Origin of the sequence: Deefgea chitinilytica (genome assembly GCF_016881405.1) — a bacterium.
GTDB classification, from domain to species: Bacteria; Pseudomonadota; Gammaproteobacteria; order Burkholderiales; family Chitinibacteraceae; genus Deefgea; species Deefgea chitinilytica.
Genome location: NZ_WOFE01000002.1, coordinates 193,039 through 213,072, shown reverse-complemented (window position 1 = coordinate 213,072; position 20,034 = coordinate 193,039). Strand labels below are relative to the sequence as shown.

17 protein-coding genes are annotated in these 20,034 nt (G+C 46.3%); 9 read left to right on the top strand and 8 right to left on the bottom strand.

Annotated features, from left to right (window positions below; all coding sequences use genetic code 11):
- Nucleotides 1–188: 188 nt before the first annotated feature.
- The 3 genes from GM173_RS06645 to GM173_RS06635 form a co-directional block, all read right to left on the bottom strand.
- On the bottom strand, nt 189–1,778 hold the full coding sequence (locus tag GM173_RS06645) for a peptide chain release factor 3 (RefSeq protein ID WP_203570578.1): 1,590 nt from the start codon (nt 1,776–1,778) through the stop codon (nt 189–191).
- Nucleotides 1,779–1,901: 123 nt separating this feature from the next.
- Nucleotides 1,902–4,805 carry a PAS domain S-box protein gene (locus tag GM173_RS06640; RefSeq protein WP_203570577.1) on the bottom strand — a complete coding sequence of 968 codons (2,904 nt, stop codon included), beginning with the start codon at nt 4,803–4,805 and terminating at the stop codon, nt 1,902–1,904.
- A 5-nt stretch (nt 4,806–4,810) separates the two neighbouring features.
- On the bottom strand, nt 4,811–6,700 hold the full coding sequence (locus GM173_RS06635; protein WP_203570576.1) for an ATP-binding cassette domain-containing protein: 1,890 nt from the start codon (nt 6,698–6,700) through the stop codon (nt 4,811–4,813).
- A 103-nt stretch (nt 6,701–6,803) separates the two neighbouring features.
- Between GM173_RS06635 and GM173_RS06630 the strand changes: the two genes are divergently transcribed.
- The 4 genes from GM173_RS06630 (at nt 6,804) to GM173_RS06615 (ending at nt 11,637) form a co-directional block, all read left to right on the top strand.
- The gene (locus GM173_RS06630; protein WP_203570575.1) at nt 6,804–8,234 is read left to right on the top strand and encodes an MltF family protein; all 1,431 of its coding nucleotides are present in this window, start codon (nt 6,804–6,806) and stop codon (nt 8,232–8,234) included.
- A 241-nt stretch (nt 8,235–8,475) separates the two neighbouring features.
- Nucleotides 8,476–9,915, top strand: coding sequence for a pyruvate kinase (pyk, locus tag GM173_RS06625; protein ID WP_203570574.1), 1,440 nt, complete (start codon nt 8,476–8,478; stop codon nt 9,913–9,915).
- A 159-nt stretch (nt 9,916–10,074) separates the two neighbouring features.
- Nucleotides 10,075–10,806 carry a pseudouridine synthase gene (locus tag GM173_RS06620; RefSeq protein ID WP_203570573.1) on the top strand — a complete coding sequence of 244 codons (732 nt, stop codon included), beginning with the start codon at nt 10,075–10,077 and terminating at the stop codon, nt 10,804–10,806.
- 84 nt (nt 10,807–10,890) lie between these two features.
- Nucleotides 10,891–11,637 (top strand): substrate-binding periplasmic protein, encoded by a 747-nt coding sequence (locus GM173_RS06615; RefSeq protein WP_203570572.1) that lies wholly within the window; start codon nt 10,891–10,893, stop codon nt 11,635–11,637.
- Between the two features lie 3 nt (nt 11,638–11,640).
- Here the strand turns inward: GM173_RS06615 and GM173_RS06610 are convergent, their stop codons facing one another.
- Both GM173_RS06610 and GM173_RS06605 read right to left on the bottom strand, forming a co-directional pair.
- On the bottom strand, nt 11,641–12,744 hold the full coding sequence (locus GM173_RS06610) for an HD-GYP domain-containing protein (protein WP_203570571.1): 1,104 nt from the start codon (nt 12,742–12,744) through the stop codon (nt 11,641–11,643).
- 14 nt (nt 12,745–12,758) lie between these two features.
- Entirely contained in the window at nt 12,759–13,241 is a 483-nt protein-coding gene (locus GM173_RS06605) for a DUF3617 domain-containing protein (protein ID WP_203570570.1), read from the bottom strand.
- A 117-nt stretch (nt 13,242–13,358) separates the two neighbouring features.
- On the opposite strand from GM173_RS06605, the gene GM173_RS06600 reads away from it, so the two are divergent.
- Both GM173_RS06600 and GM173_RS06595 read left to right on the top strand, forming a co-directional pair.
- Entirely contained in the window at nt 13,359–13,967 is a 609-nt protein-coding gene (locus GM173_RS06600) for a YceH family protein (RefSeq protein ID WP_239078411.1), read from the top strand.
- A gap of 212 nt (nt 13,968–14,179) precedes the next feature.
- Nucleotides 14,180–14,383, top strand: coding sequence for a cold-shock protein (locus GM173_RS06595; protein ID WP_203570568.1), 204 nt, complete (start codon nt 14,180–14,182; stop codon nt 14,381–14,383).
- 73 nt (nt 14,384–14,456) lie between these two features.
- On the opposite strand, the gene GM173_RS06590 is transcribed toward GM173_RS06595, so the two are convergent.
- Both GM173_RS06590 and GM173_RS06585 read right to left on the bottom strand, forming a co-directional pair.
- Nucleotides 14,457–15,032, bottom strand: a complete 576-nt coding sequence (locus GM173_RS06590) for a lysophospholipid acyltransferase family protein (RefSeq protein WP_203570567.1) — start codon at nt 15,030–15,032, stop codon at nt 14,457–14,459.
- Complete coding sequence (locus GM173_RS06585; protein ID WP_239078410.1) at nt 15,032–15,307, bottom strand: hypothetical protein; 276 nt, start codon at nt 15,305–15,307, stop codon at nt 15,032–15,034. Before GM173_RS06585 ends, GM173_RS06590 begins: the two co-directional genes overlap by 1 nt.
- A 217-nt stretch (nt 15,308–15,524) precedes the next feature.
- Here GM173_RS06585 and GM173_RS06580 point away from each other — a divergent pair, with 217 nt between their 5' ends.
- Nucleotides 15,525–16,757 (top strand): phosphoglycerate kinase, encoded by a 1,233-nt coding sequence (locus GM173_RS06580; protein WP_203570566.1) that lies wholly within the window; start codon nt 15,525–15,527, stop codon nt 16,755–16,757.
- A 100-nt stretch (nt 16,758–16,857) separates the two neighbouring features.
- Here GM173_RS06580 and GM173_RS06575 read toward each other — a convergent pair whose 3' ends face one another.
- Nucleotides 16,858–17,409, bottom strand: a complete 552-nt coding sequence (locus tag GM173_RS06575) for an NADPH-dependent FMN reductase (protein WP_203570565.1) — start codon at nt 17,407–17,409, stop codon at nt 16,858–16,860.
- 249 nt (nt 17,410–17,658) lie between these two features.
- Here GM173_RS06575 and GM173_RS06570 point away from each other — a divergent pair, with 249 nt between their 5' ends.
- Together GM173_RS06570 and GM173_RS06565 are read left to right on the top strand one after the other, a co-directional pair.
- On the top strand, nt 17,659–18,474 hold the full coding sequence (locus GM173_RS06570) for a response regulator transcription factor (protein WP_203570564.1): 816 nt from the start codon (nt 17,659–17,661) through the stop codon (nt 18,472–18,474).
- A 218-nt stretch (nt 18,475–18,692) separates the two neighbouring features.
- Entirely contained in the window at nt 18,693–19,997 is a 1,305-nt protein-coding gene (locus GM173_RS06565) for an NAD(P)/FAD-dependent oxidoreductase (RefSeq protein ID WP_203570563.1), read from the top strand.
- Nucleotides 19,998–20,034: the final 37 nt, after the last annotated feature.

Sequence of the window (20,034 nt, the reverse complement as noted above, 5' to 3'; positions counted from 1 at the left end):
TTCGATTGCTGAATTTTAGCTGCTAGGCAACCTTATCTTGCAGAAAAAGCGGTTTGGTATTGGATTTCTGCGACTGATTGGAGCTGGTCGATGTGCGTAAGCAGAAATTTTTCGGCGAAAAGACGTTTGTTCTTGTATGGGTATATGGATGCAGCTAAGACAAAAAGCTGCATCCAAAGATATACCTATTATAGTGTTACAGCATGTTCCCGCGTAGCGTGGAAACGCAATTCGGGCCAACGTTCCATTGTTAAATCAAGGTTGACACGGCTAGTCGCTAAGTAGGCCAAGCTATTTGCTGCATCGCGCGCGAGATTATTCGTCAGATTTTTTTCGAAATCAGCGATTTTTTTCGCGTCATCACAAGACACCCAGCGTGCGGTGTAAATTGTGGTCGATTCAAACATGGCTTCTACACCGTATTCGTTCAGCAGCCTTGATGCGACAACTTCAAACTGCAATACCCCTACAGCTCCGAGAATTAGATCTCCGCCATTGAGTGGTTTGAATACCTGCACGGCACCTTCTTCGCCGAGCTGTTGCAAGCCTTTTTGCAATTGCTTAATTTTCAGCGGATTTTTGATTCGCACGATACGGAACATTTCTGGCGCAAAGTAGGGAATGCCGGTGAATGACAGCAATTCGCCTTCGGAGAACGAGTCGCCGATCTGGATATTGCCATGATTAGGCAAACCAATAATATCGCCAGCGTAAGCTTCTTCTACTTGCTCACGACCTTGTGCCATAAACGTCACTACCGAATTGGCGGCGATGTCGCGGTTCAGACGCAAATGTTTGAACTTCATTCCACGGGTAAATTCGCCCGAACATACGCGTAAAAAAGCAATACGGTCGCGGTGTTTTGGATCCATATTGGCTTGGATTTTGAAGACAAAGGCCGAGAATTTTTCTTCGGTTGGTGATACCGCGCGTTGGATCGCAGCACTGTCTGAGGGCTGTGGCGCCCAATCAACCAAGGCATTCAAGATTTCGCGAATGCCGAAGTTATTAATCGCCGAGCCGAAAAATACCGGTGTGAGTGTGCCATCAAGGAATTCGTCGAGTACGAAGGGATGCGAAGCACCGCGAACCAACTCGAGTTCCATGCGGGTTTGGTCGATTTCCAGCGGGAATAATTCATCCAGACGTGGGTTATCAATCCCTTTGATGATTTCGACTTCGTCGAGCGGGCCTTTGCCCGGCGTGAAGATAATCACTTCATCTTTGAGGATGTGATACACACCACGGAAGGTTTTACCCATTCCCACCGGCCACGTAATCGGCGCGCAGCGGATTTCGAGTACGCTTTCGACTTCGTCGAGCAGCTCCAGCGAATCTCGTACTTCACGGTCGTACTTGTTCATGAAGGTGATGATTGGCGTGTGGCGCATGCGGCAGACGTTGAGTAGCTTGATCGTTTGCGCTTCTACACCCTTGGCCGCGTCAATCACCATCAAGGCCGAGTCGACCGCGGTCAACACGCGGTAAGTGTCTTCCGAGAAGTCTTGGTGACCTGGGGTGTCCAGTAGATTGACGACGTGATCGCGGTAATCAAACTGCATCACCGATGAAGCAACCGAAATACCCCGTTGCTTTTCGATGTCCATCCAGTCCGAGGTGGCGAACTTACCGCCTTTTTTACCTTTTACCGTACCAGCAGCTTGAATCGTGCCTGAAAAATAGAGCAGTTTTTCAGTGAGGGTGGTTTTACCCGCGTCGGGGTGGGAGACGATGGCGAAAGTACGGCGGCGCGCCACTTCACTGATGATATCCGGCATGGTATTGATGTCAAAGGGGAAAAACACTCAATTCTACGCGATTGTCGCGCGAAGCAAAACCATAAACGCTATTACGAATAGACTGAGTGAATTGCCGATTGGTCAAAACAGCGCGCTTTTAATTTAAGCACCATCAAGAGCGTTGCTTTCGCAGGGGAGTAATACAGTAAAGATAGCTCCGCCTTCCGGGTGATTCTCGGCCACAATTTGCCCTTGATGATCATTGATAATCTGGCGGCTAATCGCGAGTCCTAGTCCTGTACCGCCACCGTTGCGGATGCGGGTACTTTGAATGAATTTATCAAAGATATACTCGAGTTCTTCCTCTGGAATGCCGGGGCCGTAATCGCGTACGCTGATGCCAATTGCAGCTTGGCCATCTTTGAGTTTGGCTGAGTTGATAAAGTGAATATCAATCATACCGCCAACTGGGCTGAATTTAATTGCGTTTGATAATAAGTTCACTAGTACTTGAGTTAAGCGGGCTTTGTCAAAATTTGCGCTTGATTCAAATTCGGGTTCTTGAATGTTTAATTGTAATTGCTTGCTATTAATGAGTGAACTGATTTCATTACATGCCAAGCGGGCAACTTGCTGCAAACTATAACTGGCTTTGTCATATGTCATTTTATTGGCTTCTAGCCGTGACATATCGAGTAAATCGTTGAGCAATACTAATAATCGTTTTCCAGAGGCATTAATGCGTTCGTAATAGCGGTATAAATTAACATTTTCTGCAATCTCCTGATTTTGGGTCTTGCCTAAACCCATTTCAGAAAATGATAGAATTGCATGCATCGGCGTGCGCAATTCATGCGACATATTGGCAAGGAATGATGATTTTGCGTAATTCGCACTTTCAGCCGCTTCTTTGGCTTCGACTAAATGTGCTTCAATTTTTTTGAGTACCGTAATGTCGGTAAAGAAAGCATAGGCGTGTTCAATTGAATGTTGATCATCCAGCACTACACCACTATTAACCAAGAATGGATGACTTTTTCCGTCGACATTATTTAACTCTAAATCGATAGGGGCTTGTGGTTTGTCAATCAATTCAGACAGATTGCTTGGAAAAATCCGCGCCGCATTATCTGGCCAGAGCTCTTCTGGGCGGCGGCCAATTAGATTTTCGCGGGTAAAGCCCAGAAGGCGGGTAAATGAGCGGTTGACATCGCAAATACGCAGCCCCGCATCAATGAGTAAAAAGCCATCCGCTGTTTGATCAATAATCGTGCGATTTAGGCGCTCAGATTGGCGTAGTGCTTGTGCTGCAATCCGCTGAGATGTGATGTCTTCAATCACTGCAATCAGGCCTTTTGACATATCGCCGGGGACTAGGGCTTTGGCATAGATCATTGCCCAAAATGGTGAATGATCGCGGCGATAAAGCTCTGCTTCTCCTCGGTACACGCCACCGCTGGCAATTTTGCTCCAAATGATTTGGCTGGTTTCACTAAATCGTTCGGTAGATGAGAAAATTTGGTGTGTGGGTAAACCAATAATATCGCTCGCGGCGTAAGCAAACAGTAGTTCAAAAGCGGGGTTGACGAGCCGAATTACGCCACGCATGGATAGCATAATCGCGAGTGGGCTGGCATCTAGCACCGTGCGTATTTCGGCGGTACGTTCCATGACCATTTCTTGTAGATGGTCGCGATGGCGGCGCAATTCTTGCTCAGCTTCACGACGAGAGGAAATGTCTCGCGCCGTACAGCAAATATAAAACTGATTTTGAAATTGAATTCGAGATAATGAAATTTCAATCGGAATGATTTTACCCAAAGCGTTTTTGAGCAAACCTTCAAAACTAGTTGGCTTGTTTTCTTGTAATTGTAGTAAGAGTTTTTGCCATTCATCTGATGTAATTTCAGTGAATAAATCGGTGAAACTGAGTTGATCGATTTCTTCTGTCTCATAGGCAGATTGTTTGACCATGCTTTTATTTACATAAGTGATCTTGCCTGTTTCATCACACCATAGCGTCATATCAGGTGATTCATCGACAGTAAATTGAGTCAAATGCAGACGCGCTTCTGTTTCTTCGGCACGCTTAATTTGCCGCATTAATATAAATGTTAGAATCGAAATGACTAACATCAGTGCGGCAGCGAGCGCAATTCGGACATGGGTTTGTGATTTAAATGACGCGAGAATTGAATCAACATCGTACGACAAGCGAATAATCAGTGGGTTATCACTTTGATTAACAATAAAAGTAACTAGCTTTTCACCATTTTCATTTTGAATAAAAGTACTGCTGCGTTTTAAACGGAGCTGCTCAAAAAATAATGGGTCATTATTGCGAACATTTAAGCCCAATTTGCTTTCATTAAATGGATAATTGACTAGGATAATCCCATCGCTGCGCAATAACTCAACCTTCATTCCTTGTGGGAGTTGTAGCGAGTCATAAAATTTTAGGAAGTAAGTGGGCTCCATCCCCGATAGGACTACCCCACCAAATTCGCCATTTGGTAAATTGATCCTACGGGTGATCGGGAGTAACCATTTACCATCGGTACGAGAAAGAATCGGTTCATTGATGTATTGTCGTGTTGAATCAAAATCTCGGTGATAGGCGAAATAACTACGGTCTGATAGTGAGACTTTGCGAACAGGGTATTCCAATCCGTGGCTATGAAGTACGCCATTGGGGGCTATTGTAATAATGCCGCGAATTTGCGGGGTTAAACGCACTTTATCTTTGAGCAGCAAGTGCATCACATATTCATCAGATTTTTCTACACCACCTTGGCGCTCAATGTCTTCGATGATGTTTTGCATTGCTTGTTCGGTTGAGACATACGCGCGAGTGGCGTTCTCATCTAAAGAGCGAGCCAGAGACAGATTGTATTTTTCTGCCTCTTGCATCGTTTGATGGTAGTCGCGGATGGTGATCCAAGTTAAGGTCAGTAGCACGAGTAGTACGGTGACGCCATAGAAAGCCAATAAACCAATACGCAATACGCGAAGTGTATTGTGATTGGTTTTTTTGGCTAATTGCTTTGGACGTAACAACTTCAGCATGCTGTTTATTTGGCCTCTAATTCTTCCCAGCGTTCCATTTTTTCGAGGAGCAAGGTATCGATTTCGTCGATTCTAGCCTGCATTGCTTTGGCTTTATCAGCAGAATCACGATAAATCGCCGAATCAAGCAAAGATTGTTGCAATTGTGCTTGTTCTTGCTCTAATTGGGCAATTACTTTGGGTAGATTTTCTAATTCTCGCGTTTCATTAAAGCTTAGTTTGTTTTTTTGCGGTTTTACTCGTTCAACAGGCTTGCTGTCCTTGGTGGGGGCGGTTTTGCTGGGTTCTGCGCGGCTGGCTAGCATCCGGTCTTTCGCTTCAATCCAATCTTGATAACCGCCGACGTTTTCGATGATTTGTCCATTGGGTTCAAAGACGATGGTTTGTGTTACCACATTATCCAAAAAAGCTCGGTCATGGCTTACTAAGAACACCGTACCTTGATACTCATCGAGCAATTGTTCTAGCAATTCGAGCGTATCAATATCGAGATCATTCGTTGGCTCGTCAAGCACCAAGACGTTGGCTGGACGGGTAAACAGTCGGGCGAGCAGTAAGCGATTGCGCTCACCACCTGATAGTGATTTGACTGGGCTGCGTGCGCGTTCGGCAGGGAACAAAAATTGTTCCAAATAGCCCATGATATGTTTGCGCTGGCCGCCGATCTCGACAAAGTCGTCGCCTTGACTAACCGAGTCAGCCACTGATTTTTCTTCATCCAGTTGCTCACGAAATTGGTCAAAGTAGGCCACTTGAATTTTAGTACCTGCTTTGACTGTGCCTGTATCGGGCTCCAGTTCGCCTAAAATCATTTTCAGCAGCGTGGTTTTTCCGGCACCATTCGGTCCGATTAAACCGATTTTATCGCCACGTAAAATACGCGTGCTGAAGTTTTTAATCAGCACTTTGTCACCGTAAGCTTTGCTGACGTTCTCGAGTTCCGCCACAATTTTACCGCTACGATCACCAGAATCGACTTGAAACTCGACTTTTCCCAGTCGCTCACGGCGCTCCGAGCGTTCGCGGCGTAATTGTTCAAGGCGACGAACCCGGCCTTCGTTGCGGGTGCGGCGGGCTTTGATGCCTTGACGAATCCATACTTCTTCTGCGGCCAGATCTTTATCGAATTTTTTATTGTTGACTTCTTCTTGGGCAATCAGTTCTTCTTTTTTTGCTTCATAAGCGGCAAAGTTGCCAGTGAAGCTGGTGATATTGCCACGATCAAGTTCAATAATCCGATTGCTAACGTTATCCAAAAAACGTCGATCATGCGTAATAAACAAAACGCTGCCAGCGAAGGCTTTTAACATACTTTCTAGCCATTCAATCGCGCTAACGTCTAAATGATTGGTGGGTTCATCCAGCAGTAGCACTTGTGGCTCAGTGACTAAGGCGCGCGCGATGGCAACGCGTTTTTTCCAGCCACCTGATAAAGCAGAGATCAGCGTGTCCGCTGGCAAGCTAAGCTGCGACATGGTGGTTGAGATCAATGAATCAAGACGCCAGCCATCTTGGCTTTCTAGTTCATGCTGGATCTCGGTCAGACGATCTAGACTCTCTTGGGTGTCATCAAGGTGGTCGAGTGCATTGTGGTAATCGAGCAAAATTTGGCGAATATTGCCAAGACCTTCGGCGACGGCTTCAAACACCGTATGTTCTGGATTGAGCATTGGCTCTTGTGGAACAAAAGCCATTTTAGCGTTGTCTACAAAACGAATTGTGCCTTCGTCCAGCTTTTGCACACCGGCAATTGCTTTCAGTAAAGACGACTTGCCTGCGCCATTACGGCCAATCAAACCCACTCGTTCTCCTGGCTCTAACACCAAGGCTGCGCCGTCGAGCAGCGGCCAGTGACCAAAGGCGAGGTGGGCATTTTCAACCAGTAACAAAGGCATAACAGACTCTTTAATTTGCAATTTAAGCCGCGATTATACGGGTGTGTTGGGTATTGAGCACGTTAGCGATTAGAATCATGACCATCTCATACGGAGCCGCAGGATGAAACAGATCGCCCTGTGCCTTATTTTTGCGTGTATTTCCGCCATTTCTTGGGCGAAGAAACCGAGCGCAAAACCAGTCAAAATCGATGCCGCACAAGCAAAAAGCACCCATCCTGCGCTGAAAGCCAGCAGTGCTTTAGCCGAAGCGGGCGAATTCGATACAGAAAATCCACCGCACCGAATTCGGGTACTGGTGGGCTTAGGTGCGTCGACCTATTTTTTAAAAGATGGTCGTCCGCATGGTCTTGAGTATGCTTTGCTTAGCGGGCTTGAGTCAGAACTCAACCGCAATCGTGCGAAGGGATTACCGCCGATTCGATTGCAATTTATCCCGATTGAGTCGGGTGAGCTGATTCCCGCTTTATTGGCGGGCAAGGGTGACATTGCCGCCGGTTTGATGCCTTTGACTGAGGGCGCACGCTCGATTGTGTCATTCTCTGAACCCTATGCATTCGATCAGTGGTGTCTGGTTGGCCCCAAAGAGGGCACAATCCGTCGTTTGGAGGATCTGGCCGAGCAGCCATTGGTGCTGAGTTCCGCCAGCATGGGGCGGCGTTTACTGGACGCTCATCCTGATCTGAAAATCACTTTGGAAGAGCCGCCACTTGGTAGCTCTGTCGAAACGCAGTTGGCTGAGATCAATTCTGGTCAAGCCAATTACACCTTGGCGAGTAAAACGATTTTAAATCTATGGGCACCGCGGTTTAAGTCTCTGCAAATTGGCAGTTGTCTGAATGAAAAAGTGCCATTAACGTGGGCGGTTCGCCCAAGCGATGAGGGATTGTTGACGCTGATTAATCGCTATGTGGCAAGTAAAAAAATGCCGATGGAAAAGGCGATCAGCCTGACGCAACGCTACTTAGCGCAAGACGCGAAAGCAGCACGTTCTGAAGCGATTGCACCGTTGGATAAGTTGGGATTTTTTGTGCCGATGTTTCAATCGATTGCCGCGGCTAATAATTTGGACTGGATGTTGCTTGCTGCGATAGGGCAAAAAGAATCAAAGTTAAATCCTGTAGTTCGTAAAAATGGCCCAACAGGGGTGATGCAAATTAATCCCTCAACGGCGCGCGCGATGGGGGTGAGCGATCCGCATGGCAACGAAGGTAATATCACCGCTGCGGCGAAATATTTAGCGTACTTAAGAAAAATGTACAGTCAACAGGGCATCACTGAAGACAATCAACTTTATTTTATGATTGCCGCCTACAACGCCGGAGAAGGGCGTTTACAGCAGATTCGGAGTCGGGCGAAAGCACAGGGATTAGATCCGAATGTATGGGTTGGGAATGTAGAAAAAGTAGCGTTAAATCATGTGAGTAAAGGCATGGTTGATTATGTGTCGACGGTGAATCGGTTTTACTTGGCTTATCAATCGGCGGAGAAAACCGCGGCGAAACGGGCAAGTGGCGTGAGCGCAAAAAAATAGCGTTTAGTGGTTTGAAAGCCATTAGGGGTATATCATTGTAGGCATATTACTGTAACGCGCATGTGTTAATACATGGGTGGTGTATTTTTGGCTTCTTAGAGTTCTTGTGTAAACATGTATCTTTTCGCTGCAAAATAATTGATTTCATTTCAGGATTTACTGTTTTTTATCATGTTAAAGCGGGCTTGACCCGCGTATTGTTGGCCTAAGTTTTTTTTGCCATTGATTGGAGATTTAAAGTATGCAATGCGGTACAAAAATTGTAGCAACTCTCGGCCCAGCGTCGAATGATCCAGCGGTGCTCGAAAGCCTGATTGCTGCCGGTGTGAATACGGTACGTTTGAATTTTTCACATGGTACCGCGCAAGATCATACCGATCGCGCCGCTTTGGTTCGCTCAATTGCCGCCAAATTAGGCAAATCGGTTGCGGTGTTGGCTGACTTGCAAGGACCGAAAATCCGTGTTGGCAAGTTTGAAAAAAACAAAATCGAATTGAAAAAAGGCGCCAAATTTATTTTGGACGCGGAATGCGAATTGGGTAACCAAGACACTGTGGGTCTGGATTACAAAGAATTGCCAAACGATGTTGAGCCAGGCGTTGAGTTGTTGCTTGATGACGGCAAAATTCAATTGATCGTTGATTCTGTCGTTGGCGCGAAAGTGTTCACGACGGTGACGATGGGTGGCGTACTGTCGAACAATAAAGGTATCAATCGTAAAGGTGGCGGTTTGACGGCGCCGGCGTTGACTGCCAAAGACATGGAAGACATTAAAACGGCAGCGGCATTGCAAGCCGATTACATCGCCGTATCATTCCCGAAATCAGCTGCTGATATGTATATGGCACGCACTTTATTGCGCGCTGCGGGTGGTCACGGCGGTTTGATTGCCAAGATTGAACGCACTGAAGCGATTGCTAATTTGGAAGAAATTCTCGCGGCTTCCGAAGGCATCATGGTGGCACGTGGTGACTTGGCGGTTGAAGTCGGTGATGCCACTGTGCCTGCATTGCAAAAGCGCATGATCAAAATGGCGCGCAAAATGCACAAATTGACCATCACTGCGACGCAAATGATGGAATCAATGATCGAAAGCCCAGTGCCAACGCGCGCAGAAGTTTCCGATTGTGCCAATGCGGTATTGGATGGTACTGATGCGGTAATGTTGTCTGCTGAATCTGCAGCAGGTAAATACCCACTCGAAGCAGTACAAGCCATGGCACGTACTTGCCTAGAAGCTGAGCGCTCTGGCGAAAGCAAGGTAGAAGCTGAATTTGATAAAGTGACTGACTTTACCAAAATCGACGAAGCTGTGGCGATGTCAGCCCTGTATGCCGCTAGCAAATTGCCAATCAAAGCGATTGTGTGCATTTCACATTCTGGCGCTTCAGCGTTGTGGTTGTCTCGCTATAACACTGGTGTACCTATCTATGTGTTTACGCAAGAACTCAATACCTATCGCAAATTGGCCTTGTTCCGTCACGTTCGTCCAATTTTGATTGATGCCAAAATCGGCGCTGATCGTGAAGAGCAATTGGCGTACGCACAACTTGAACTATTGCGCGCTGGTGTGGTTGTTCCTGGTGACAAATTAGTTGTAACCTTGGGCGTACATAAAGCTGCGGTTGGTTCTGGTGCCAATACCATGCGTATTGTTCAAGTCGGCACGGCTTCGCGTTAATCGCTGACTGTATTGTGACTGCAACCGGCCTACGGGCCGGTTTTTTGTTTTTTACGTGCTTAAATCATTGAAATCTTACGTCGGTCATGCAAAGCAAGCTTGAATCGACGCAGGACTTTACTGATCGGACTACACTGATTTTTTAAAAAGGAAGCCTCCATGACGCAAGAACTCATTCGTCTTTCCAAACGTATGGTCGAGTTGGGCTTATGTTCGCGCCGTGAGGCTGATGAATTGATTGAACTGGGTCGGGTGACGGTAGATGGTCAGGTCGTTGATCAATTAGGCAGTCGGGTGACGGCGGAGCAAAAAATTGCGATTACTGCCGTGAAAATGACGGCGTATAAGCAACCAGACCGAATCACTTTGTTGCTCAATAAGCCGGTTGGCTTTGCGGCTTGGCCTGAGGCAGCCGGGAAACCATGGCTTGACTTACTCAATAGCGAGCATCGCGATGCGCAAGATAAAACGGGCTTTGCCTTACTGAAAAAACACTTGCCGCATTTTCAGGTACCGTGTGGTTTGGATACTGAAGCGAGCGGTTTATTGGTTTTGACGCAAGATAGTCGTTTGGCGCGCACTTTGGCGACGGAAAATGAGCAAGAATTTTTGTTATGGTTTACAGGTGAACTGAGCGCTGAGGCGCTCAAGCAAATGAATAGTCGCACTAAATTTGATGGACAGCCGCTTAAACCCTACAAAGTTACGCGGCAAAGTGATCAGCAATTGCGGGTGGTGCTGCGTGCGGGCGCGCCTGAGTTTTTACCGGCCTTGTGCGAATTAGTTGGCATTCATCTGCAGGCTTGCAAACGGATTCGAATTGGCCGCATTGCACTAGCGAGTTTGCCGGAGAGTCAGTGGCGTTTTTTGCAAGGAAATGAACGATTCTAGGTTGGGTATTGCTTTATTGGCAATAATTTATAAGCCTCCAAAGGTAATACACCTTATTTTTTGTATTGCAAATGGGTGATCAGTATGCGAAATGATCTATGCCAGCTGCTTTTGGGGGCTTGCTTATGGGGGCTGTTGTCACCTGCCTATAGTGTGGATACGCTCAGGCTCACGGTCGGTGATTGGTCACCTTATATTGAAAATACGCCGCCTGGCTTTGGCGATTTAAGTCAAATTGTGCAAGAAGCATTTGCTCAAGTTGGGGTGCAAACCCAATTTCAATTTGAGCCATGGAAGCGTGTTGAACATGGTTTAGATACTCATCATTATTTTTCTTTTGGCTATATCAAGACCACGGATCGACTGCAACGTTGGCATTATTCTGATTCGATTTTACGCAGCCGTTCGATTCTGATCGGCACTCAGCAGCATCGAGATTTTGCCTGGAAGAATTGGGAAGACCTGCTTCAGTATCGTTTGGGTATTACCCAAGCATATAGCTATGGCGAAACATTTGAGCAATACAAGACCAAGCTCAAAACGGTGGCCTCTTATAACGATGTGATCAGTTTAAAAGCACTGTTGCACGGCCGAGTTGATTTTGTATTGATGGATTCACGGGTTGCTACCGCTTTGATTGCACAAAATTTTAATAAGCAGGAGCGCGCGGAGTTTGTTTTGCTCCACGCGACTGAAGTGGCTGCGGGTGAATTGCATTTTGTTTGCGCGATTAAAAATCCACAATGTGCTACAAGGATTGAGCAGTTTAACCAAGGCTTAGCGAAATTGGCCGCAAGTGGTCGATTAAAGCAATTACGGGCAATCGATTAGCGCTTATTTATTTTCCAACATATTACGAATCACCCGATTAAAGGGCGCAATCCATTCGGCAGCAAATTGCCGATCAGATGCGTTGATTTCTGCAATTGCTCGTAACATCGAGCGCTGCTGACCACGGTGGCTGTGTTTGAGCAAAATGGCATCAAATGCATCAATAATGGCTAAAATTTTCGCGCCATCGACAATCTCATGGTGGCTTAACTGATTCGGGTAACCGCTGCCGTTAGGTTTTTCATGGTGTTGCATCACCATAATGGCAGCCTCTTGCCAGCCGACCATTCGTGCAGCTAATCCTGCGCCCCATTGTGGGTGTAGCTTCAGTTTCTCCCTTGCCTCTAGGCTCAGTTGTTCAACTTGCAGCCACGACGATTCTGGCAAAAACATCATTCCTAGATCATGTAAATAGACGGCTGCTTCTAACTGAGCGGGGTCGACTCGGCTGCCGGCTTCCTTATTGGTTTCAAGGGCAAGTTCTAAATTGCGTGCCGTGCGGCCTTGGAATAAAGGCGAGCGGGCTTCTAGTTGCAGTGCTAATTGATGAAAAAAATTCAGGTCTTCATGGCGCTCGGCGATATTGCGGACCGCAAGGCTTGCGTTGCGTTGTGGCAATACACTGAGGCCAGGACGAAAGCCTGTTACATTTTCAATTAGACGTATTGCGCTAGAGTCTATATTTTCTAATGGCTGTGCAGCAATACCTTCTAGGCCTAGTGCTAAAGCAGGTAAGGCTAGCGCGGCAGCAGACTCATTTTCGCTTAACAACTCTATCGTTTGTTCGAGTCGGTCTAGTGTCAGTAAGATGACTTCTGCCAACAGATCGCTAAACGGTAATTCGCCAGTACGCATGCGCCCAAGTAGCGTTTCTACGCCGTGAACCAGTGGAATCACAAACGGCAGGCGACATAAGCCCGCATCGCCTTTGATGTTATGAAATAAACGAAACAGTAAGGTGATGCGGCTTAAATCTTGTGGCGTTTGTTTGAGTTCAGCGAGTAAATTTTCGATTTTGGGTGCGGTATCGACTAAACCATCACGAAAATCAGTGAATGCATTCCAATCGATGACTTGTGGATTTTCGAGCTCGGTATTTTCCGCCATGCTGATTTGACCTTTTATTTGCAATCGCCAAGCCGTTTGGCACGGCCGCGTAGCGTCATGCTGTGCTGTTCGGACTGGATGAGATGTTCAAATTGATAGGCATCACGTGCCGCATTGAACGTGATGATACTTTGCATCTTACTCGGATGTGGCTGATGGCAAACCATATTCATCTTGACCACATTGCCACTGTCACTAATTTGCGGTTTATCGCATTGCTGTGCTGATTTTTGTCCCATTTGATGCCAATTCGAAAGCTGCTCTTGGTTGATGCAAAACGTATTACTGATTGTTCCCGCAGATAGATTCACTTTCATCCCAGATTGCTGCATTTGCTTGAATGCTTCAGGCGGCATTTTTTGAAACATTGCTTTTTGTTCGGCAGGAATCTCGCTAGTGCTTTCCCATAAGCCCAGTTGCGGGGTGAGCGCAGCGTAGCTTGTGTTCCAGCTCAATGAACCGATGATGGCTAGTAGGGATAGGTAGGTTTTCAGCATCATCGTCTCCAAAGTGGATGAAATTAGTTTTGTTTATAGTTTTTGTTTTTTGCTTAAAGCGATAGATAATGGTCTTTTTTTCGCCAAGAGGTCATGTTGATGTACGAAGGAGAAGCATTGAGTTTGTTGCAAACTCGCGTCTTAGGCGTATTAATTGAAAAACAGCACACTGTTCCAGATTCCTACCCTTTAACTTTGAATAGTTTAGTTACGGGATGCAATCAAAAGTCGAGTCGAGATCCGGTGCTGGAAGCCTCAGAGGGCGATGTGGCGGCGGCCATTGATCAATTGCGCGCATTGAATATGGTGAATGAAGTCAGTGGCGGCCGCGTGCCGCGCTACGAGCATTTACTGGGGCGTGCTTTACAAATTCCGAGTCAGTCTGTGGCTTTATTGGCTGTTTTGATGTTGCGTGGTCCGCAAACGGCAGGGGAGTTACGTCTCAATTGTGAGCGTTTACACCGGTTTGCTGATATTTCTGCTGTAGAGGGCTTTTTGGAAGAGTTGGCAGGGCGTGAACCAGGTGCTTTGGTCGCACAACTGCCCAAGCAAGCAGGCGCGCGTGAATGTCGTTGGGCACACTTACTCTCAGGTGAAGTGCCATCGATCTCTAGTGAATTACCAAATAGGACTTTGCTTGAGAGAGTGGATCAATTAGAGCTGGAAGTGGTTCAGTTAAAGCAACAATTGGCATTGCTTTGCGCCGCAAACCCACAGAACAGCTAGAGCTGAGTGAAATAAAGTGTAAAAAATGCCGATTAGCTTCTTTTTGTCGGAAATTGGCAAATAAAGCTTGCCAGCAGCAGCGTAGTCAGACATGATACGTGCTGCAGGATCTTCAAGTAGTGGATGTGTGTGATGTAGTGGCCTTGCCGTACCGCAGTGCTTCATTTCCCTTGATTTTCGTGCTTTAAATTTTTTTTTTAGGGAAATACAAAATGGCTCAAGGTACAGTTAAGTGGTTCAACGATTCTAAAGGCTTCGGCTTCATCACTCCAGATGAAGGCGGCGAAGATTTGTTTGCTCACTTTTCTCAAATCAACACTCCAGGCTTCAAAACTCTCGCAGAAGGCCAAAAAGTGTCTTTTGACGTGACTACTGGTCCTAAAGGCAAACAAGCTTCTAACATCCAACCAGCTTAATTTAGCTCGGTCTGTTGATGTAGAAAAAACCCAGCGAGCTGGGTTTTTTTACGTCCTTAGCAAATGAATTGATTTATTGGTTATCAGGATTTTTGCCGCGAATGCCGTGGTAAAACTGTTGAATTTCTTGCATATCCTGAGCGATATCACCAGTAGGATAAAAGACCTTCCCGCAGCCACCTGTTTTGCTAGCGAAGTCCAGATAGCCAAGGACGATTGGTACTTTAGCTTGTAAAGCGATGTAATAAAAACCTGTTTTCCATTGCGCCACTTTTTTGCGAGTTCCCTCGGGCGGCACGGCGACAATCAATTGCTCGCTGTGTTGATAGACTTCAGCAATTTGCTCGACTAAGGAATTTGACTTTCTTCGGTCAACTGCAATCCCGCCCAGCCAACGTGCTATTGGTCCTAGCGGGCCTCGAAACAGCGTATGCTTTCCCATCCAATAGACTTTTTTGCCGCCAAGAAAGCAAATGGCCAAGCCAACTGGGAAATCCCAGTTGCTGGTATGTGGCGCAGCAATCAGTACATATTTATTGATGGCTGGAAAATCACCGACGACCTTCCAGCCAATCAGCTTAAAGAATATTCTCGAAACACCGGGCATCACATCGCGGATAATCGGTGTATCAAAGATGGTGCGCTGCATTATTTATTCAGACCGGCTTGAATGAGCTCAGCCACCAGATCATTGACTGAAATCTCACGTGCCGTGCAGGCTTCGTGCAATTGCTTGATCAGATCTTGATTTAGTTTGCAAGCAAATGGCACGAGTCCCTTTGCTTGGTCGAGTTTACGTTGTTCTTTTTTGTCGAGCACTGTGCCCGCCGCGTGGCCAAAACGGGCAGGGGCATTTGCTGCGCTCAAGTCGTTATGGAGCTTTTCGGCTTTGCGTTTCTCTAATTCATATTTCTTCATTGGCATGATTGTTTCCTTTTTAAGCGCGCTTATTATAAAGGTTTGCGGGTGTTCTATCGCTGACTATTTATCTTTGGACTGCTTTGGCGGGTGTTTTCTAGTATTAATACGTAGTAAAGTCAGTTTGCGGTGAGAAAAACTGAGCATAGACAACGTTTTTGCCCAAGGTTCTTGTTACAATCATAAGCTGATACAAATTTATTCCCCCTTACGGAGAAAACGCATGGCTAAGCTGTTTATTGAAGACCTCGATCTGGCTGGTAAACGTGTCCTGATTCGCGTTGACTTTAACGTTCCTGTTAAAAATGGCGTAGTTGAAAGTGATAAACGGATTCGTGCGGCACTGCCGACAATTCGTTATGCCTTGGCACAAGGAGCATCTGTTGTCTTGATGTCGCACTTGGGGCGTCCAAATGGTCAGAAAGTTGAAAAATACAGCCTAGCACCGGTGGCGGCTCGTTTAACTGAATTGCTAGGTAGCCCTGTTGAATTCTTGAGCGATTGTGTTGGTGCTGAAGTTGAAGCGGCTTGCGCTAACTTGCCAGCAGGAAAAGTCGTGTTGCTTGAAAACGTGCGTTTCCATATTGAAGAAGAAGGCAAAGCCAAAGACGCAGATGGTAATTCAGTGAAAGCAGATCCTGCTAAAGTTGCAGCTTTCCGCGCTAGCTTGAGCAAATTGGGTGATGTGTTTATCAATGACGCGTTTGGTACTGCACACCGTGCTCATTCATCGATGGTGGGTGTTGAATTGCCACGCGCAGCGGGTTACTTGCTGAAAAAAGAACTCGATTTCTTGGGCGAAGCCGTCAACAATCCAGTGCGTCCATTAGTGGCGATTATTGGTGGTTCAAAAATCTCCGGCAAGATCGACGTGATTCAAGCGTTGCTACCAAAAGTAGACAAATTGATTATCGGTGGCGGTATGGCGTTTACTTTCCTCAAAGCCCAAGGCTATGAGATTGGTAAATCATTGTGCGAAAACGACAAAGTCGATTTGGCGCGCGAATTAATGGCGCAAGCGGGCGACAAATTGGTATTGCCAAGCGACACGATGGTAACGCGAGCGCTGAACTTTGATGCGCGTACTTTGGATGGTTTGGTGCAAGTGGAATCAACCGCGATTCCGGCAGATCAGGAAGGCGTTGATATTGGTACGGCCACACGCACGACTTATGCAAACATTATTAAATCAGCTAAAACCGTTCTGTGGAATGGTCCAATGGGCGTGTTCGAGATTGATGCTTCTGCAGAAGGTACTTTTGCGGTTGCACATGCCTTGGTGGACGCGACTGCGACTGGCGCGATCACGATTGTCGGTGGCGGAGATTCAGTAGCTGCAGTCGAAAAAGCGGGCTTGGAAGATAAAGTTAGCCACGTTTCAACGGGTGGTGGCGCGTCACTTGAATTCTTGGAAGGTAAAGCATTACCAGGTGTTGATGCCTTGAGCGATAAATAATTAGGGTATTACTATGTAGCCTTTAATATATAAGGACTACATTGATATACGTAAAAGCCGATCTACTGATCGGCTTTTTTATTTTTGCTAGCTGCGTAGATTATTTGCGCAGTTGCTGCGACCACGCGGCCAAAGCCTCAAGCTGAGCTTTCACATTGTTTTGAATTTTTTCATCAATTAAATTGCCATCGGCATCAAATTGTCCAGCAAACGCGTTGGCAAACACTTCAGGTTTATTTAATGGATGGATGTCGGCAAATACGAAAACTTGTCGTAAATGATATTGCGCACGCGAGGTGCCCATGCCGCCGCCAGCCCCCATGATGGCTGCTGCTTTGCCGCCTAATAATGCATTGTTGGGTGCTCGTGAAGCCCAGTCAATCGCGTTTTTCAGTGCAGGAGAGATGGAGTAATTGTATTCGGGACCGGCAAAAATAAAGGCATCTGCCGCTGCGAACTGCGCGAGCAAGGTGGTTACCGCGGCAGGTTGTTCAGTGAGATCTGAGTTATAAAATGGCACTTGCGAAAGGTCGGCAATCTCGATGCTCATCCCTGCTGGCGCATTGGCTTGAGCGTAGCGAAGCAAGCCTTTATTGCTTGATTTAGCGCGTAAACTACCGCATAGGGCAAGGACTTTAGTTTCGATTGACATTGATGCACTCCTTAGTCGTGAATAAAAATAAATCTTCGTACAAACAATTAGTGTTGACGCTGCGTAGTGGCCTGCGGCGTCATATTGAGTAGAGCGGATCGCTAGATTAATGCGATTGTTCTGCTTTTTTAAAATATCTAAATGAAATAACCAGAGTTGTTATGATACCGCAATATCTATAGGTCATTTTCTTGCGTCTTGCCTGAATGACTCACTATAAAGAGTAGATATTTTTGGCGGATATAAATAATGAGTTCGTTCTATGAGCCGAGCGATTTAAGGACTTTACTGATTGAACCTTCTTTAGTGCAAAGCAAGGTAATGATCTGTTATCTGGCAGAGTTGGGCATTACTCATGTGACACGCGTTGACACTGCGAAGGCCGCTTTGGAGTTATTGATTCCTCTGGATGATAAATCGCCAAACTTAGTCATGAGCGCATTGTATCTGGCGGATATGACTGGAATTGACTTGTTAAATCAATTAAGGAATGAAGAAAGTACGCAAAATCTGGCGTTTATCTTGATTTCAAGCGAAACTCGCCCTCAAGTGCTTGAGCCTGTGCGTCAACTTGGTGCCTGCGCTATTTTGCCTAAACCTTTTACGTCCGAGCTTCTGAATCAGGCTCTAATGATTACATTAGATTATCTGTCGGTCGACCATTCACTGGATCAGCATGAAATTGATTTAGAGTTTGTTCGCGTGTTAGTGGTCGACGATTCACGTGCTGCACGAAATTACATGCGTAAAGTGCTCGAAAACATGGGGATTCGCAATATCTCTGAGGCTGAAAATGGCCACGCTGGAAAGTTACTTCTTGAAGAGAATACATTCGATCTCTTGATTACTGATTACAATATGCCCGAAATGGATGGTAAAGAATTAGTTGAATATGTCAGAACACAAAGTTGGCAAAGTCATATTCCTATTTTGATGGTGTCTTCCGAGAAAGATTATGGCCGTTTGGCGGCGGTCGAGCAGGCCGGCGTTTCTGGTATTTGCGATAAGCCATTTGAGCCTGCGATGGTGAAATCTTTGCTGGAGCGAGTGCTGTCGTCTCATTAGTTTTGAGTGGGTATATTTCTCAGGCCATTTATTTATATGACATGGATGAATATACTTATTGCTCATGCCGAACAATCTCAATTTTCAGACCGTTTGAGTTTTGGTATTAAAAATCAAAAAACCACCAATTAATACGTATTAATACTACATTTTTATATGGCGCACGGTATACTTCACTTGAGATTTCATCCCGTCATGTCATATCTGGAGTAGCCATTATGAATACAAAAATTCCGCGTATTGTTGTTGTTGGTGGTGGTGCTGGTGGTCTGGAATTGGCGACTAAGTTGGGGCGAACTTTAGGGGCATCTAAAAAAGCCAAGATTATTTTGGTGGATGGCTCGGCCACACATATTTGGAAGCCTTTGCTGCATGAGGTGGCGACTGGCGCGCTCAATACGGGCGAAGATGAGGTGAATTACTTCGGTCATGCTTGGCGTAATCAATATCAATTTGAATTTGGTTGGATGGCGGGGATTGATCGCGAGCGCAAGATGATTCAAATTGCCAGTGTGCAAGATGATTTAGGCGATGAAATTGTCGCGCCGCGCGAAATTGCTTACGATTATTTGGTACTGGCTTTGGGCGCGATTGCCAATGATTTTGGTACTCAAGGTGCACAAGAACATTGTATGTTCTTGAATAATCCAGTGGATGCCGAAAAACTACGCAAAAAAATACTGGCTTTATCGTTTGCAGTCGGTATTTCGGGCAATGCGGTTAAAAAACTGAATATTGGTATCGTCGGCGGAGGCCCAACCGGGGTCGAGCTTGCCGCTGAAATTGATCACACCATTCGAGAAATGCATATTTATGGTGCTGAATTGAGCCCGGCGCAGCTTGAAATCACCATTATTGAAGGGATGCCGCGGATTTTGGCGGGGGCACCAGAATCGTTATCTGAGTACGCGACGGAGTCTTTGGCGCAGCGCGGTATTTTAGTTGCGACCAATAGCCGAGTGACCAAAGTCACCGAGCGTGGCTTTGTCCTCGCTGATGGGCGTGAAATCGAAAGCGATATTCGTGTTTGGGTCGCTGGTGTAAAGGCAGCTGACTGGTTAAGTACTTTGGGTTTAAGAACCAATCGCTTAAACCAAATTGAAGTGACTAGTACCTTGCAAACTTTAACCGATAAACACATTTATGCTTTGGGTGATTGTTCAGCATTGTCGCCCAACAATGATGGCATGGTATTGCCTGCGACGGCGCAAGTGGCGCATCAGCAAGCTGAATGGCTCGCAAGGGCTTTAGAGCAGCAAATCAAGGGTGCAGAAGTGCAGCCGTTTCAATTTAAGCCGCAAGGGATGATGGTCTCGTTAGGCAAACATACGGCCGTGGGGAGTTTGGCCGCAATAGTCGGGCCGCAGCGTAATTACTATGTAGAAGGGCGTGGCGCAAAATTAATTTATGCTTCTTTGTATCGGATGCACCAAGCTGCGGTTCATGGCTGGATTTTGACCGGATTGCTGTGGGTAGGCGATAAGCTCAGGCGTGTTGCACGGCCATCACTTAAATTGCATTGATAAAAAAGGGAACTTTGCTTCCCTTTTTTTGCAACTC

What these genes read in the sequence shown, in the direction of transcription:
- GM173_RS06645 (WP_203570578.1), bottom strand. Translation starts at nt 1,778, where the DNA reads ATGCCGGATATCATCAGTGAAGTGGCGCGCCGCCGTACTTTCGCCATC.
- GM173_RS06640 (WP_203570577.1), bottom strand. Translation starts at nt 4,805, where the DNA reads ATGCTGAAGTTGTTACGTCCAAAGCAATTAGCCAAAAAAACCAATCAC.
- GM173_RS06635 (WP_203570576.1), bottom strand. Translation starts at nt 6,700, where the DNA reads ATGCCTTTGTTACTGGTTGAAAATGCCCACCTCGCCTTTGGTCACTGG.
- GM173_RS06630 (WP_203570575.1), top strand. Translation starts at nt 6,804, where the DNA reads ATGAAACAGATCGCCCTGTGCCTTATTTTTGCGTGTATTTCCGCCATT.
- pyk (WP_203570574.1), top strand. Translation starts at nt 8,476, where the DNA reads ATGCAATGCGGTACAAAAATTGTAGCAACTCTCGGCCCAGCGTCGAAT.
- GM173_RS06620 (WP_203570573.1), top strand. Translation starts at nt 10,075, where the DNA reads ATGACGCAAGAACTCATTCGTCTTTCCAAACGTATGGTCGAGTTGGGC.
- GM173_RS06615 (WP_203570572.1), top strand. Translation starts at nt 10,891, where the DNA reads ATGCGAAATGATCTATGCCAGCTGCTTTTGGGGGCTTGCTTATGGGGG.
- GM173_RS06610 (WP_203570571.1), bottom strand. Translation starts at nt 12,744, where the DNA reads ATGGCGGAAAATACCGAGCTCGAAAATCCACAAGTCATCGATTGGAAT.
- GM173_RS06605 (WP_203570570.1), bottom strand. Translation starts at nt 13,241, where the DNA reads ATGCTGAAAACCTACCTATCCCTACTAGCCATCATCGGTTCATTGAGC.
- GM173_RS06595 (WP_203570568.1), top strand. Translation starts at nt 14,180, where the DNA reads ATGGCTCAAGGTACAGTTAAGTGGTTCAACGATTCTAAAGGCTTCGGC.
- GM173_RS06590 (WP_203570567.1), bottom strand. Translation starts at nt 15,032, where the DNA reads ATGCAGCGCACCATCTTTGATACACCGATTATCCGCGATGTGATGCCC.
- GM173_RS06585 (WP_239078410.1), bottom strand. Translation starts at nt 15,307, where the DNA reads ATGCCAATGAAGAAATATGAATTAGAGAAACGCAAAGCCGAAAAGCTC.
- GM173_RS06580 (WP_203570566.1), top strand. Translation starts at nt 15,525, where the DNA reads ATGGCTAAGCTGTTTATTGAAGACCTCGATCTGGCTGGTAAACGTGTC.
- GM173_RS06575 (WP_203570565.1), bottom strand. Translation starts at nt 17,409, where the DNA reads ATGTCAATCGAAACTAAAGTCCTTGCCCTATGCGGTAGTTTACGCGCT.
- GM173_RS06570 (WP_203570564.1), top strand. Translation starts at nt 17,659, where the DNA reads ATGAGTTCGTTCTATGAGCCGAGCGATTTAAGGACTTTACTGATTGAA.
- GM173_RS06565 (WP_203570563.1), top strand. Translation starts at nt 18,693, where the DNA reads ATGAATACAAAAATTCCGCGTATTGTTGTTGTTGGTGGTGGTGCTGGT.